Origin of the sequence: Spiroplasma endosymbiont of Ammophila pubescens (assembly GCF_964020965.1) — a bacterium.
GTDB lineage: Bacteria > Bacillota_I > Bacilli_A > Mycoplasmatales > Mycoplasmataceae > Spiroplasma.
Genome location: NZ_OZ026611.1, coordinates 1,275,060 through 1,290,818, shown reverse-complemented (window position 1 = coordinate 1,290,818; position 15,759 = coordinate 1,275,060). Strand labels below are relative to the sequence as shown.

Below are 15,759 nucleotides of genomic sequence, written 5' to 3'. Positions count from 1 at the left end.
TCAAAAGGTGAATTTTGAGCGTGAAAGCGAAGTACAGCCTTCTTCTGAAGTTAGTAGTAATACAAGTGTGCTTACAACTGGTTTTATTGCTGATAGTTATAATGATGCTCCCAAAATGGCTGATTTATTATTGACAAAAGGGCAATTAATTGTTCATTTAGAGAAGTTACCAAAAGAAGAGTGGGTACGGCTATTAGATTTTATTAGTGGTGTGTGATGTATGCTTTTAATGGTGATGTTCAAAAAAATGAACATAGAACTTATCAATTTACAATTCAAAAAGATACTTAATAAGACACAATTATTGTAACATTATCAGCAAGATTATGAATTAATTAATAAAATTAAAGGATGATGTGAACAAGCCACCGTGGGCAAGTTGTTAACACAGATTTTCTTGATTTACGTCAAATTGCAATTTTGCAAGCAATCTTGGCACAAGAAAACATTACTAATTATTTTATTCATAAACCATTAACAAATGGTTTTCGAGCAACAGTTAGTTTTAATGCTAAGCACGATAATACGGTTATTTTACATGCGAAACAACCAACACCGCATTTTTTTAACATCATCAAGTGCTTGGTTTTATTTTAAACCAATTACAATTAAAAATGCGAGTGATTGGTGATTTATATATCACAGCAAATGATTTATATTTAAGTGTTTTAAAGAAAATTATGCCAGTGTTTATTAATGCTCCATTAATTATTCAAAAGAACTTATTAACTTGAACTATTAACCCTGCCCCTGTTGTTATTGAATATCAATTTACTTGTTTTTACAAAAACAGTAAAAAGTTTACGCTTAGATGCTGTGGTAAGTGCCCTTTGCAATGTTTCACGTCAACAAGCACAAAATTATGTTGAACAAAATTATGTTTATGTTAATTTTTCAGTGGTAAATAATAAGACTTTTCAAGTTGCTTGTGATATTATAATATCAATAAAACGGTATGGTCGTTTTAAAATTAATGCAATTTTACCATCAAAAAATCAACATTATCGGATTACAATTGCAAAGTTTGCATAAAGTAGGGGAAAATATGGCAGAACAAGAGAAAGATTTACGGACAATTATTTATGAACAAAATGAAATTATAGAAAAATTAACATACGATAATCGCCAATTAATGTTGCGTTTACAAGAATTACAACATTTAGAGCATATTTCACGGTATAATATTGAAAAATCACGCGAAGCATTTGAAGTTGCAAGTCATAATGCAGGACGGATTATTATGAAAGCAGTTGATTTTTCTTATGCTTTTAAAGAAGAAATTGCAGTATTACTTGATGACATTGATCATAATCGGCATAATCCCCAGAATGTGCTAAAAGTAATTGATGATTTTTTAGAACGAAATAAGCGTATTTATGCCTTTTCCATTAATGATGGTGAACGAATTACAGAATTGATTAAAAAAGAAATTATTAACAAAATTAAATAAATAGTGTAATATTTATTTATAAGAAAACAAACCACGGTTATTTGCTCGTTTTATTACAGCAAGATTAGGATGATGTGAGCTAATCATAAAAGACAAATAATTATCTCTTGTTTTTACAATTTAAAATAAAAAAAGGTAAATATTATTACAATATTTATAAAGTAAGATGGTACCGTGCATTTGCGCTCTTATAGTCTTATTTTTTTTATGACAGAAAGGAAAAAACACTGATGAATTATAAAGATACATTATTAATTCCCAATACCTTATTTGAGATGAAAGCTAACTTGGCAGGAAAAGAACCGCAAATTCAGTTAGAGTGACTTAAAACAAATGTTGTTTCAGGGCGCTATCAACATAATACTAACAACCAACCCTTTATTTTACATGATGGCCCTCCTTATGCAAATGGGGATTTACATGTTGGTCATGCATTAAACAAAATTTTAAAAGATTTTATTGTTCGTTATTATAATCAAAAAGGATTTTATAGTCCATGAATTTGTGGCTGAGATACTCATGGTTTGCCAATTGAAACTGCTGTTGTTAAAAGCGGGGTTGATCGAAAAACAACTCCACCAGTTGCCTTTCGCCAAATTTGTCGTCAATATGCTTTAGACCAAATTGAAAAACAAATTACGCAATTTAGTCGGTTAGGTTTGTTTAGTGATTTTCAGCAAAAATATGTAACATTAGATTTGCCATATGAATTAGAACAATTAAGATTATTTCAAACAATGGTTCAAAAAAAAATAGTTTATCGGCAATTAAAACCAATTTATTGATCACCTTCAAGTGAATCAGCTTTAGCGGAGGCAGAAATTGAATATGCTGATTTAACATCACCATCAATTTATGTAACTTTTACAGTAACAATAGGAAATAAGGTGATTAAACCAGGAACAAAATTTTTAATTTGAACAACAACACCATGAACAATTCCAATGAATCAATTGTTAGCGGTTGGAAAAGATGTTGTTTATGTTGAAATTCTTGTTGAAGGTGAAAAATACTTATTTGCTAAGGCTTTATTTGACGAGTTACAAACATTATTAAATTGGAAAAAAGTTAAAATTGTACAAGAAGTGGTTGGTGCTAAATTAGTTGGAATTATTACAAAACATCCTTTATATGACCGCGATAGTTCTGTTGTTTTTGGCCACCATGTTACTGTTGAAGCTGGGACAGGAATTGTCCATATCGCATCGGGATTTGGTGAAGATGATTATTTGATTGCCCGTACGAACAATATTCCAATCTTTGCACCATTAGATGATACTGGAAAATATATTCCAGAAGTAGCAGATGATAGTTTAGTTGGTGTTTATTATGAAGATGCAAATAAAATGATTGGTCAACGATTAGAACAAACTGGCGCTTTGTTAAAATTAAAATTTACAAAACATCGTTATCCAATTGATTGACGAACAAAAAAACCAGTTATTTATCGTGCAACAGCACAATGATTTGTTTCAATTGAAAAAATTAAACCAGAATTATTAAAAGAAATTAAACAAGTACAATGAAATCCACAATGATCAGCAAAAAGAATGGAAACAATGATTGAAAATCGTCAAGATTGATGTATTTCTCGTCAAAGATTATGGGGTGTACCAATTATTGCATTTTACGATGAAAATAATCAACCACAATTTACAACAGAATTAATTGAACATGTAATTAATTTATTTGCCAAAGCAAAAACAACTGACATTTGATTTGAATGAAGTGCTGATCAATTGTTGCCACCAGCTTATCAAAATTGCAATTGACGAAAAGAGCAAGATATTATGGATGTTTGATTTGATAGTGGTGTTAGTAATTTAGCAATAACAAAAGAATATCATTTACCCCATCCCGTTAATGTTTATTTGGAAGGAATTGACCAATTTCGAGGATGATTTAATTCATCATTAATTACTTCGGTTGTGGCGACAGGTCATGCTCCTTACCAAGTTGTTTTATCACATGGTTTTGCTAATGATGAAAAAGGCCGTAAAATGAGTAAATCATTGGGAAATGTTATCTCACCATTAGCAATTACTAACCAGTATGGAGCTGATATTTTACGAATGTGAGTAGCTTCGGTTGATTATCGTGATGATGTTAAAATTGGGCCAGAAATTTTAAAACAAATTGCGGAAGCTTATCGAAAAATTCGTAATACATTACGGTTTTTATTAGCAAATTTAAATGATTTTAATCCAGCAACTGATTTACAATCAAAATTAGGAGAGGTTGATTATTATGTGTTACATTTAGCACAGGAATTTCAACAAAAAGTAAATAAAAGTTATGAAGAATTTAATTTTAATAATGTTTATACTTTAATTAATAATTTTGTTACCACAACATTATCAAAATTTTATTTAGATTTTACAAAAGATATTTTATATATTGAGGAAATGAAATCACCACGTCGTCGTGCGGTACAAACAACATTATATTATTTATATCGGATTTTAGTTGATGTTTTAAAACCAATTATTCCGCATACAGTTGAAGAAAGTCATCGCTTTATTACATATCCCGACCAACAAAGCTCGGTTCATTTAGAAGAAAATTTTGTCTTAACAATGGCTATTAATGATAAATTAATTGCAAAATGAGACCAAGTGTTAAAATTACGAGATGATGTTAATAAAGAATTAGAACGTCGTCGTGAACAAAAAGAAATTAAAAAATCATTAGAATGTCAAGTAACGATTGCTTTAAAACCAGCCTATGCAAGTTTAGCAACAATTAAGGATTTATATCAAATTTTTATTGTTAGTGAAATTATTTTTACTACTGACCATCAGAACTTAACAGAACATGAAACTAGTTTTTTAAAAGTTCAAGAAAAAACTGGTTTAAAATGTCAACGTTGTTGAATGATTTATAATTATTTAAATGTCCAAAATAATGAAATTTGTGATCGTTGTTTTAATGTTTTATCGGCAAAAAATGTGCGATAATGTATAAAACGAAAAGGAGTCAAAAGCAAATGAAAGAACGAACAAAACAATTTTGATATGATTTTAAAGACCATTTTAAAAATCGAGATTATATTTGAAGATATAAACTCCAAGTTTGTCTACCAATTTTTATTTCGTTATTAATATTAGATATTATTACGAAGCAATTAGCTTTTCATTTATTGTCCCATGATCCAGCAGCTCCCGAAGTTAAATTTTTGGATGGATTTATTAATTTTAAATTTATGGTTAATAAAGGAATTGCTTTTGGAACAAATGCTGATAATTTTCCGCTTGTTATTATTGGTGCAGTTTTTATTACTTTGCTTGCATTTAGTATTTTTTTATATATTAATAATAAAACTGCTGCTGTTGGTTTAATGATGATTACAACTGGTGGGTTTGGTAATTTAATTGACCGTATGTGAAACCATGGTGGGGTTGTTGATTTTCTAGCATGAATTTTATTTCCCCCTTATAGTGTGTTTAATTTAGCTGATACTTGAGTAACCTTTGGTGTTATTGTCTTAATTTTTGCTATTATTATTGAAATTATTCAGTTTTATCGTGAGCGAGCACGAAGCAAACGCGAAGAGCATTCTGAACCAAATGACTAAGATTACTTTTATTGTTTCTTCATCAGCTCGAATTGATAAAATTTTAACTGATTATTTTAAAACAAATCCCACTCCTTTTTCGCGAACTAAAATCCAAGCATTAATTAAGCAAGAGAAAGTTCAAGTTAATGGACAAGTTGTGCCGGCAAATTATGTTAGTCAAATTGGAGACCATGTTCGCATTGAATTTCCAAATCCTAAAGCAAGTGAATTAATACCAGTGCCAATCCCATTAACAATTTTGTATGAAAATAGTTATTTAATGGTGATTGATAAACCAAATAATTTAGTTGTTCATCCAGCACCAGGACACCAGAATGATACTTTAGTTAATGCTTTATTAGCACGAGGAGTGCAATGGTCAACTGCTAGTGGTGAGCAACGCCCGGGAATTGTCCATCGCATTGATCGCCAAACGACAGGAACTTTAATTATTGCTAAAAATGATGTTGTTCATCATCAACTACAACAACAAATTCAAACAAAGCAATTACAACGCCGCTATTTAGCACTTGTTCATGGTCAAATTATTGAGAATCGAGCTAAAATTGATGCGCCAATTGGCCGTGATCCTAATAATCGCAAGAAAATGACAGTTATAGCAAAAAATTCTAAAAAAGCAGTAACTAATATTCTTGTAATTGAACGCTTTAATGATTATACTTATATAGAGTGTGAATTAGAAAGCGGGCGAACTCATCAAATTCGAGCCCATCTAAAATACATTAACCATCCTATTGTTGGTGATCCGTTATATGGCACAGCCGCTGATAAAAAAGAAAGTTTTGGACAATATCTGCATGCGTATCAATTAAGATTTATTCATCCAGTTACTAAAGAAGCTCTGACCATTACAGCAGCCTTACCACAAGAGTTTGAACAAAGATTAGCAATATTACGCGTGAAAGGATAGAAAACAATGAGTTTTGATAAAGATAAATTATCTCTAGTTGATTATTTTTTAAAACAAGAAAAATACAATGTTTATAAAAGTAAACCACGCAATAATAATAATAATAATAATAATGTTTATTTATATAAAGTTGATAGTAAAGAATTTCAAATTATTAAAATTATTGATAATTTTAGTGGTGAATTTAATGACTTCATCATTAATGATGAGGTTGTGCAAACGTTAAAGACTTTTTTAAATAAAAAATTTCAACGCGCAAAACTTACTATTTTATCAATTATTTTAATTGAAAATCGTTCGCAGATTTATAAAGATGATAGTGGCGATGTAACATTATTTGTTGACAAAAATAATTATCTTGACCGTTTAAGTACTTATTATCCGAACATTACAATGTTGCAAGAAAATAATGAAAATGATACTTCAATGGCGGGTATGACAACTGAGGAAATTTTAGATGGGATTAAAGACCCTAATAGTAAATTAACAAAAAATTTAAAGCAACTAAGTGATAAATTAAGTGTCAATAACCTAGATGTTACGTGAGTTTTAATTGCTTTATTATTAATTATTCCAATTGTTGGAATATTTTTTGGTGCACAAATTTTTAATACTCAAGGCTTAAGCGAAGGAGCAACGCAATTAGTTTATGGTGGTGTTACTCGTGATTTATTAATTTGAAATAATCAATGATGGCGATTATGAACATATGTTTTATTTTCAAGTAACCCATTGTTAGTAGTTTTAAATTTATTTATGATTTTTAGTGTTGCTCGTTATGTAGAAGCTTTGTTAGGGCGTTGACGATTATCAGTCATTTTAGTAGTTGGGATCCCCTTAGCCGGAGTATTTTTAGCAGCCGTATTACCAAATTGAATTTTTGGCGGGTCAACTATTTTATTAGCTATTTTATGGGGAAGTTTGTTTAGTTATAACTATGGTAAAGAGGATTTAGGGGCGTTAATTGCAAACCAACGAATTTTAATTATTATGCTGTGGTTGCTAATAATGCCAATCTTTTTAGGTTATTCATTTTATTTAATTAATTTTGTTGGTTTTTTTGTTGGTAGTGCACTTGGTTATGGTTTAGAATTTAACCGTTCACATCGTGTTAATTGAACAATATTATATCCAGTTTTTATTATTGTAACAATGATAGTGGTTAGTACAATTGCATTATTATGAATACGTTATGTTCCACCCTATAATCGTGCTGTAATTGATGCATTATTAAGTTATTGACGTGCAGGTTTAATGGAAAAGAGTGCAATTGAGGAAATGTTAAATAATTATTATTTTTATCCAAGAGCAAATTGACCAATCTTTTTATTACAAAGTCAGTCTAGTTTTAGTGATATCTTTTCCAATTTTAAAGGAGGAATCTTTAATTTATGACAACAGTAACAGGGAAAAAACGTAATGATTATTTATCATGAGATGATTTCTTCTTAAGTGTTGCGCATGTTTGTGCAATGCGAAGCAAAGATCCACATACACAAGTTGGGAGTTGTGTTGTTAACCAAATTGGTCAAATTATTGCGACAGGTTATAACGGTTTACCCCGTGGTTTAAATGATGATGATTTTCCATGAGCACGGGAAGGGGAATATTTAGAAACAAAATATCCTTATGTTGCTCATGCTGAATTAAATGCCATTTTAAGTGCACGAACAAATTTGGAAAATTGTCGAATTTATACAACGTTATTTCCTTGTGTAGAATGTACAAAAATCATTATTCAGGCCGGGATTAAAGAAGTTATTTATGATGATGACAAATATGAAGGCAGCGATGATAATCAAGCAGCAAAGCGAATGTTTAATCAAGCACAAGTGCATTATCGCTGTTTACCAGTTATTAATGTTATAGTTGAACGACAAGAGGAAAAATAATTAAATTTACAAATAAAACTATAAATTATCAAATAAAATCAAAATCCTTTATTAACTTATTTTTATAAAATATTAGAGAAAGAAAGGTTTTTAAGATGAAGCATTTTTTTACAGATCGGAAATTATTAATTTATCGTATTATTTGGTATTATGTTAATTTTTGCTTTTTTAGTTTGTGATTTTATTTTAGCGTTAAAAACAAAAAGTGGCATTTATGGGCAGTTACCAAGTTATGGAGAGCGCCTAAGCCATTATTATTCATATTTTACAACGCAAACAAATTATCTAGTTTTTGTTTATTTTGTTTTTTATTTATTTCAAAAAAAATTTAAAAATACAAAACCAGATTTTATTATTCGGTTAATGGTAACAGTTTATATTACAATGACAATGCTAGTATTTTGATTAGGATTAGTAGTGCAAAGTGATATAGTAACAAATATGAGTGTTTGTGAATGAATTTCGACATTTATTTTGCATACTATTATTCCTATTGCAATGATTTTAAGTTATATTGTTACCGCTGGTGATACATTTTACAAATTTGAAACCCATCATAAAACTAATTATTGATTAATTTGTTTATATCCAACCCTATATTTAATTTGTATTTTAATTCGTGGTTATATTCGTCATAGTGATCACCAACCGGAATTGAAGCTGCTGTTGGTTCAGTGTTAATTTTTACCTTATGTACTTCATTTCAATATTTTTATATTTGAATTAATAACTTATTTTATTTTCGTAAGCAAATTAAAGAAAATAATATTACCAAAGTTTATCAAATTAAAATTATGATAAATATTAAACAACATCGCCAATTAGATCAAAAAGGTAAAATTGCTATGATTCTAGCGATTGTAGTTGCTATTTTTAATATTATTTTTTCCGTTTTATATTATGTTTATCGTGATATGTGGTCAAAAATCTTAAATTATCCTTATCAAAAAGAACTTGTCTTAGCTTTTAGTATTATTATTAGCATTTTTAGTATTATTACCTTAGTTTTTGCCATCTTAGGATTAAAAAATCTTTATTGAGCTTGAATTGTGGTTGGCTTTTGTTCAATTGCTTTAGTATGTTTTAATTGAATTTGAATTCTTGGTCCTGTGTTTGATATTGTAATTGCAACATTATGTTTAAATAATCATAAATATTCGAAAGCAGATTTGGATGCTTATTTAGCAACACATCAGCAACCATTAAAATATAAAGCAAAAATAATTCCTAATGAAATAATTGCTTTTGATGAAGATGAAAAATAATCCTTCTAGAAGGATTATTTTTTTGTTAAATTAAAATGTTCTTTTAAAAATTGAGTGTAAGTAGTTGCTGGTAGCAGTTCTTTATATTTACGTGCTAGCGCTTTAACATCTTCACTAGCCCCTAAGGGAAACAATAAATGATATTTTGTTTCAAGTTCATTAATTTTAATTAGAAAGGCGGCACGACTTAAAATCGCGCTACAAGCAATGGTTAATGATTTTTCTTCTCCTTTAGTAATAAAAACAAGGTTATCTTTGATAATTGTACTTGTTTTAGTTTTTTGTAAATATTCAAAATATTTTGTTTGGTTAACAAATTGGTCAATAAAAATTGTTTTATTATTCAACTGATGTTTTGCTAATAATTGAACTAAAGCTTTATTATGCGCTAAGGTTTTAATAATATGGGCATTTTGATATTTAGCATATCATTTGTTATAAAGTTCATTATTAATAATAATAGTAACACTTTTGACCATTTTTTTAATTATTGGGGCTAAACTTAAAATCTGCTGTTTTGTCATCTTTTTACTATCCTTAATTGGTAACTTTGCTAATTCATTAAAAGTTGCAAGCGGAAGATAAGAAGCGGTAACAATTAGCGGGCCAAAAATATCGCCAACACCAACTTCATCGTTACCAATCACATCTTTTTGAAAATATGTCATTGGAATAGAAACATTTTTATTTGGTAAAGGACTCATTAAGGTTGGAAAAAAACGTTTTGCTTCTTTTTCAGCTTGATAGCCTTGAAACAAAACACTATTTGTTTTATAAATTGTAATAATAATCCCATTTTTATTAAAAACATTAGTTTTATTAGAATCTGTATTATGAATTGCATAATTTTGATAAGTAGTAATAATTGCTTTAATAATTGTGGAATCAACTTTCTTAAAACTGATATTATTCATATGATGGCCCTCATTATTTTCTTTTATACAATTATTATATCGTTTTTCAACCTTTTTTGTTAAAATATTAATAAGTTATCAAAACGGAGGAAAAAATTATGATTAAAAATGTTGGTATTGATATTATTCAAAATAAACGAATTAAATTATCGATAGCATTCATTCAAAAAGTATTAAGCCCAGTTGAAAGAAAACAATATGCAACTTTTTTTGATAAAAATGCTCAACGACAATTTTTAGCAGGACGATGAGCGGCAAAAGAAGCTTTAGTTAAAGCATTAGAAAGTAAGTTAATTTTAAACCAAGTAACAATTTGTTTAAAAGATGATAATAACCTTCATGTTGAAGGACTTTCATTAGAACAAAATGAACTTGTTCATGTTTCAATTAGTCATGAGCGAGAGTATAGCGTTGGCTTTGCCATTTTTTCAACTTTTTAATAATTGTTTTTCTTTTTTTCTGCAAAAGTAGAGTATAATGATAGTGGAGAAATTTACAAAAAGGGGGAGAAAACATTAATGAATTATTCATTTGATGATATTTTATTTAAAGACTTTTGTAGCAACCATTTTATTCGTCAATGAATTTTTGAAAATAGATATGTCAGTGATAGTGTCTTTAAGTTCTTTTTATGAATGTTTATTTTAGCTGCCTTTTTTTATTTACAATTCTTTCATAATGAACTTTTTTACATTATAAAAGTAAAAAAATTAGTGCTTCGCGTAGTTTACTAAATTGTATTTCAATTATTGGAGGAATTAGTACCTTTTTCTTTAGTAAATTAATTTGAAATTTAGTGTTAGTACCAAATTATTCAATTGATCCAATTTATTATCGAATATTATTAACAGGATATTCATATGTACAATTAACGATTACCCCAGCTATGATTTTCAATAGTCGGCCTTTAGTTTCACTTTTGTTATATATTGTTTATGCTTCACCATTTGTTATTATTGGACCAGTTATTCTTAATAATTTTAATGATGTAAATCTTCGTTATGATAAAGAATTATTTATTATTTTAACTATTTTAGTAATAACGATTTTTATTGCTAGTTTACAATTATGTGGTCTTTTAACCCGTCAAGATGAAAAAAACAATGTTATTCGTTTTGCTATTATTTTGATTCTTTTCAATATTATTAATAATACTTCAAAATTATCAATTCCAATGATATTAGAAGAAAATATTAAATTGCGTCAATTGTTCCAACAAATTTATTCTATTACAACATTAATTGTCGATTTATTTGCCTTATTTATTTTGGTATTATATTTGCAGCAAATGTTAACTCGCTCAAGAGATGAAATTCATCAAATTGAAAATTTATATTTAATTAAAATTTTAACATTGCAACAACTTAATCCGAATTTACCATTAATTAATTTTTCAAAGTAAGAAATTAATCCAAACCATTGGACATTAAAAATGTTGAATTAAAAATATTTGTTTTTGATTTACTTATTTTTAATTTATTAAAAATTATGAAACCTTGAAAAACAAACAATTTTTAATTAAAACATAATAATAGAAAAATGAACAGAATTAAAATGAACAGCCAAAAATGTTATTTATCTTTGATAAATAACATTTTTATTTATTTGTTTAAAACAAAATATGTTATAATTTTATTGCTTGTATTCAATAAAATTAATGATATACAATACACATTTATGGATTCATTTGCCCAGTGCTATTTGTTTTAATAAGATAGTGGTAAATGTTAGAAATAAATGGATGTTTTAACGAAAAGGAGAATTAAATAGAAATATGGCAAAAGAATTAACAAGAGAAATGTTATGAGAAGCTGGTGCTCAATTTGGGCATCAAACAAAACGATGAAATCCAAAAATGAAACCATACATTTATGGTGAAAAGAATAAGATTCACATTATTGATCTACAACAAACATTATGAAGATTAGAAGATGTTAAAAAATTAATGGCAAGTATTGCTGCACGTAAGGGAAAAATCTTATTTGTTGGAACAAAAAAACAAGCCAAGTGGATTGTTAAGGATGCAGCGGAACGTTGCGAATGTTTTTATGTTAATCAACGTTGATTAGGTGGAACATTAACAAACTTAAAAACAATTCATTTACGTGTTAAAAGATTATGAAATATTGAACGCCAAGAAAAAAATGGAGAATTAAAATTATTACCAAAAAAAGAACAAATGTTAATTAAAAAAGAAAAAGACAAATTAGAAAAATTCTTAGGTGGAATTAAAGGAATGAAAGAATTACCACAAGCATTATTTGTGGTTGATCCAAAAGAGGAACATATTGCCGTTCGGGAAGCACGCAAATTACGAATTCCAGTGATTGCTATTTGTGATTCAAATGTTGACCCTGACCCAATTGACTATATTATTCCAGCAAATGATGATACTTCACGCTCAATTGCAATTATTACTCATCATATTGCTGATTTATATGGTGATGCAATGGGAATAAAAATGCCAGAACCTCAATTTAAACCAAATGAATTTACGCGCCGTGATGGTGATGACAATCGTAATTCACGTGGTGGGCAATATGATAATCGAAGAATGAGCGGAAGAAATGAACGTGGAAAAGAAACATATTCTGCACATAAAGTACAACCTTCAAGAAAAGAAGAGGCACCTGCTGTAGCAGAACCTGTCGCAGTTAAAGAAAAACCAGTTCCAGTTCCACCACCAAGTTTTAATTTCGATACAATTAATGTAGTTGATAATGTTTTTTCTAAATCATTATCAAAATTAAAAGTTGATGAATTAGAAATTCTTAGTGAAGGATTTGCCTTACCAAAAGCAAAAAAAGCTGAAATGGTTAGTGAATTAAGTAAACATTTAACAATTGTTGATAATAAAATAGTAAAAAAATAACATAAAATTAAATTGTATTAACTGGTTAGTTTCAATACAAGCACCCTTAAATTTGAAAGGAGAATTAGAATGGCAGTTACTGCACAATTAGTAAAAGAATTAAGAGATAGAACAGAAGCCGGAATGCTAGATTGTAAAAAAGCATTAGAAGCTACTGATGGAAAGATTGAAGAAGCAATTACATGGTTGCGTGAAAAAGGAATTACCAAAGCGGCCAAAAAATCTGATCGAGTTGCTGCTGAAGGATTAGTTGGTTTAGTAACTAAAGGTGATAAAACAGTTATTTTCGAAGTTAATTCAGAAACCGATTTTGTTGCAAAAAATAAGCAATTTTTAGATTTAATGGCAACTGTATGAGAAACTTTAATTAATAATGAACCAAAAACTGTGGAAGATGCATTAAAAATATCAGTTAATGGTGAACCATTAGAAACTGTTATTGTTCATGCTATTGCAACAATTGGTGAAAAGATTACCTTACGTCGTTTTAAAATAATTCATTTAAAAGCAAATCAATCAATGGGAGTTTATTTACATTCTAATAATCGCATTGCAACTGTTTTAACTTTTAGTGGTAAAATTGATGAAACAATTGGAAAACAATTAGCAATGCATGTTTCGGCAATGCGTCCACAATTTATTTCACGTGATGATATTTCAACGGATTTTTTAAATAGTGAAAAAGCAATTTTAACGGCTGAAGCAAAAAATGATCCAAAAAATGCTGAAAAACCAGGTAATATTTTAGAAAAAATGGTTGAAGGGCGTTTAAATAAACAATTAGCAGAAATATCATTTTTAGACCAAGTTTTTGTTGTTAATCCTGATCAAAAAATTAGTGATGTTATAAAAGCAAATAATGTTCATGTTGTTGATATGATTCGTTATGAAGTTGGCGAAGGAATTGAAAAAGAAGAAATTGATTTTGCTTCAGAAGTAATGGCACAAGTTCGCAAATAATAATCATTGTGATAGAAAGGAAAGCCTAAAAATGGAAAATACTGAAAAAGGAACAATAATTGCAATCTCGATGGCAGCATTTTTATTTGTTGCAGTTAATTTATCAATTATTGGTTATTTAATTAGTTTTACAAAACGAGAATTTAAAGCACGTTTTATTAATAAAAAAATTTTAATTATTTTATTTACAGTGTTATGAATTAATTTACCAGTTGTTATTCTTGGATTTTTATTCCAATTTGTTATTGATTTCTCAACAACTGCACCATTAATTATTATGATTGTGTTAGCTTTTGGCTTGACAGTTGGGGTAGGAGTTTATATTTTCTTATTTTTACAACTAATTGCTGTTGGAATTGATGAAAAGGAAATTGCTTTTTTAGGGGAGCGAATTTTAATTCGAAAAATTACTCGTGTTGAACGCAATGATAAAACAAATCAATTAGTAATTTATCATACCGAAGGAACCCGTAGTAAAAAGAAATGTCGTTTTTCATTAGCAAGTCAAGCAGGACAATTTATGATTAATAATGTTAATTTATTAAATCAAGAAATTATGCCATTTGTTCCAGAATAGACCAAACCAGAATTAAAAGTTATTGAACAACAAGTAAGCGAAGAACCGGTTTCTGAATCAAAAGAAGCTAAAAATACAGAAAAAGATTAAACAATTTATTTGAAAAATCTTTTTTTTTTTTTTTAAAAAAAAAGAAATATTTATTGTATAATTGTTTATATAAGGGAAAGAAAAATATAAATTGTATAAAGTAGGGTTATAAGCAATTAATAATTATTATTAATGTTATTTTTCTCTTATATATTCAATGTAATTTTAATTGGTCGCATGTAAAAGATTGGGGTTTTTGTTTTTAAATATTATTTAGTTCAATAAAATAAAGACATTTTTTTCTTGTTTTTATAAAAAACCACAATTTTCTTTATACGACCTTTAAATTACATTTGCTTTTATAAAAACACTACTTAATAGAGAAAGGAAATATAAGAAATGAAGAGACTTTTATCGATTTTAGCAGTTTTTGGTGTATCAGCTGTAGGGACAACATCAGTAATGGCATGTAACAAAATTGAAAGTAACAACTTATCAAAAATTAAAACAATTGCAGCACCCGCAACTGTAGCGGCAAAAGATGCAACAAAAGTTACAAAAGATGAAATTAAAAAAGCATTTGATCCTAATGTTTTAAAAGCAGTACAAGGTGTTGTAAAAACAGCACAAGCAACTGACTTTGTATATGAAGTTTATGCAGACAACAACGGTAAAGCGTTAGAAACTGTTAATTTAGAAGCAGGTAAAGTTGATGTATATGTTCAAATTACTCCAGCAAAAGATAAAACCGTTGTTATTGGTAAATCAGAATATATTAAAGTAACTTTACCAAAAATGGTGAAGTAACAAAAGCAGATATTTCAGATGTAACAGTGCCTGATCAAACTGTAGGAATTAAAGCAAACGATCCACAAAACTTTACAAAAACTGAATTAGAAGCAGTTAATAAAGATACAGCTCTTGCAAAAGCTGTTTTAGATATGTGTAAATTGTAAATGCAAATGTAGCACTTTATTGAAAAAGAATAAAGTGCTTTTTATTTTGTAAAAAATACTTATATTTATTGGATTAATCGTTAGATAGTATCTTTTACACTTAATAAAATATGTTTTTTCAGAAAAATCCATTCTTTCTTTTCTTAAAAAATTTTGAATAATTGTTTTATTTAGTTGTTAGTTAATTATTAAATATAATTACTAAAAAATATATTTAATAAACAAAGAATTAAAAAAGATAATAAGATAAAAAAATAAAGATACTATCTAACGATTAATCCAAAATTCAATCTTTAAAACTTAATATTTTTTGATGCTTAAAGATGGATAACTCATCTATGGCACGAAGCCTTAAA

At 28.1% G+C, this 15,759-nt stretch carries 20 protein-coding genes; 19 read left to right on the top strand and 1 reads right to left on the bottom strand.

The genetic code is table 4. The features are described from left to right. Window positions 1–7: 7 nt before the first annotated feature. The 11 genes from ABNT63_RS08455 (at window position 8) to ABNT63_RS08405 (ending at window position 9,094) form a co-directional block, all read left to right on the top strand. Complete coding sequence (locus ABNT63_RS08455) at window positions 8–310, top strand: cell division protein SepF (RefSeq protein ID WP_348735337.1); 303 nt, start codon at window positions 8–10, stop codon at window positions 308–310. Between the two features lie 44 nt (window positions 311–354). Further along, window positions 355–597: a hypothetical protein gene (locus tag ABNT63_RS08450; protein WP_348735336.1), complete on the top strand. Its 243-nt coding sequence runs from the start codon at window positions 355–357 to the stop codon at window positions 595–597. Window positions 598–759: 162 nt separating this feature from the next. Next, window positions 760–1,032: a S4 domain-containing protein gene (locus ABNT63_RS08445; protein ID WP_348735335.1), complete on the top strand. Its 273-nt coding sequence runs from the start codon at window positions 760–762 to the stop codon at window positions 1,030–1,032. Window positions 1,033–1,045: 13 nt separating this feature from the next. Next, window positions 1,046–1,450: a hypothetical protein gene (locus tag ABNT63_RS08440; protein WP_348735334.1), complete on the top strand. Its 405-nt coding sequence runs from the start codon at window positions 1,046–1,048 to the stop codon at window positions 1,448–1,450. A 230-nt stretch (window positions 1,451–1,680) separates the two neighbouring features. Further along, window positions 1,681–4,407, top strand: coding sequence for an isoleucine--tRNA ligase (gene ileS, locus ABNT63_RS08435; RefSeq protein ID WP_348735333.1), 2,727 nt, complete (start codon window positions 1,681–1,683; stop codon window positions 4,405–4,407). Between the two features lie 29 nt (window positions 4,408–4,436). Beyond that, entirely contained in the window at window positions 4,437–5,024 is a 588-nt protein-coding gene (gene lspA / locus ABNT63_RS08430) for a signal peptidase II (protein ID WP_348735332.1), read from the top strand. Next, window positions 5,017–5,937, top strand: coding sequence for an RluA family pseudouridine synthase (locus tag ABNT63_RS08425; RefSeq protein ID WP_348735331.1), 921 nt, complete (start codon window positions 5,017–5,019; stop codon window positions 5,935–5,937). The genes lspA and ABNT63_RS08425 overlap by 8 nt, the downstream gene beginning before the upstream one ends. A gap of 6 nt (window positions 5,938–5,943) precedes the next feature. After that, the gene (locus tag ABNT63_RS08420) at window positions 5,944–7,341 is read left to right on the top strand and encodes a rhomboid family intramembrane serine protease (RefSeq protein ID WP_348735329.1); all 1,398 of its coding nucleotides are present in this window, start codon (window positions 5,944–5,946) and stop codon (window positions 7,339–7,341) included. Next, a complete protein-coding gene (locus tag ABNT63_RS08415) occupies window positions 7,329–7,829 on the top strand; it encodes a deoxycytidylate deaminase (RefSeq protein ID WP_348735328.1) in 501 nt (166 codons plus the stop codon). The genes ABNT63_RS08420 and ABNT63_RS08415 overlap by 13 nt, the downstream gene beginning before the upstream one ends. 150 nt (window positions 7,830–7,979) lie before the next feature. After that, window positions 7,980–8,510, top strand: a complete 531-nt coding sequence (locus tag ABNT63_RS08410; RefSeq protein ID WP_348735327.1) for a hypothetical protein — start codon at window positions 7,980–7,982, stop codon at window positions 8,508–8,510. Further along, window positions 8,504–9,094 (top strand): hypothetical protein, encoded by a 591-nt coding sequence (locus ABNT63_RS08405; protein WP_348735325.1) that lies wholly within the window; start codon window positions 8,504–8,506, stop codon window positions 9,092–9,094. The genes ABNT63_RS08410 and ABNT63_RS08405 overlap by 7 nt, the downstream gene beginning before the upstream one ends. Before the next feature lie 14 nt (window positions 9,095–9,108). Here the strand turns inward: ABNT63_RS08405 and rnhC are convergent, their stop codons facing one another. Further along, a complete protein-coding gene (gene rnhC / locus ABNT63_RS08400) occupies window positions 9,109–10,008 on the bottom strand; it encodes a ribonuclease HIII (protein ID WP_348735324.1) in 900 nt (299 codons plus the stop codon). 98 nt (window positions 10,009–10,106) lie between these two features. Between rnhC and ABNT63_RS08395 the strand changes: the two genes are divergently transcribed. The 8 genes from ABNT63_RS08395 (at window position 10,107) to ABNT63_RS08360 (ending at window position 15,403) form a co-directional block, all read left to right on the top strand. Then, window positions 10,107–10,448 carry a holo-ACP synthase gene (locus ABNT63_RS08395; RefSeq protein ID WP_348735323.1) on the top strand — a complete coding sequence of 114 codons (342 nt, stop codon included), beginning with the start codon at window positions 10,107–10,109 and terminating at the stop codon, window positions 10,446–10,448. A 78-nt stretch (window positions 10,449–10,526) separates the two neighbouring features. After that, a complete protein-coding gene (locus tag ABNT63_RS08390; RefSeq protein WP_348735322.1) occupies window positions 10,527–10,742 on the top strand; it encodes a hypothetical protein in 216 nt (71 codons plus the stop codon). Between the two features lie 62 nt (window positions 10,743–10,804). Further along, window positions 10,805–11,410, top strand: a complete 606-nt coding sequence (locus ABNT63_RS08385) for a hypothetical protein (RefSeq protein ID WP_348735321.1) — start codon at window positions 10,805–10,807, stop codon at window positions 11,408–11,410. 372 nt (window positions 11,411–11,782) lie between these two features. Next, a complete protein-coding gene (gene rpsB, locus ABNT63_RS08380; RefSeq protein ID WP_348735320.1) occupies window positions 11,783–12,880 on the top strand; it encodes a 30S ribosomal protein S2 in 1,098 nt (365 codons plus the stop codon). Window positions 12,881–12,949: 69 nt separating this feature from the next. After that, a complete protein-coding gene (gene tsf / locus ABNT63_RS08375; RefSeq protein WP_348735319.1) occupies window positions 12,950–13,840 on the top strand; it encodes a translation elongation factor Ts in 891 nt (296 codons plus the stop codon). A gap of 31 nt (window positions 13,841–13,871) precedes the next feature. After that, complete coding sequence (locus ABNT63_RS08370) at window positions 13,872–14,417, top strand: hypothetical protein (RefSeq protein WP_348735318.1); 546 nt, start codon at window positions 13,872–13,874, stop codon at window positions 14,415–14,417. Between the two features lie 429 nt (window positions 14,418–14,846). Further along, the gene (locus ABNT63_RS08365; RefSeq protein WP_348735316.1) at window positions 14,847–15,254 is read left to right on the top strand and encodes a spiralin lipoprotein; all 408 of its coding nucleotides are present in this window, start codon (window positions 14,847–14,849) and stop codon (window positions 15,252–15,254) included. Window positions 15,255–15,280: 26 nt separating this feature from the next. Further along, window positions 15,281–15,403, top strand: a complete 123-nt coding sequence (locus tag ABNT63_RS08360; protein ID WP_348735315.1) for a hypothetical protein — start codon at window positions 15,281–15,283, stop codon at window positions 15,401–15,403. The last annotated feature ends 356 nt before the right edge of the window (window positions 15,404–15,759 follow it).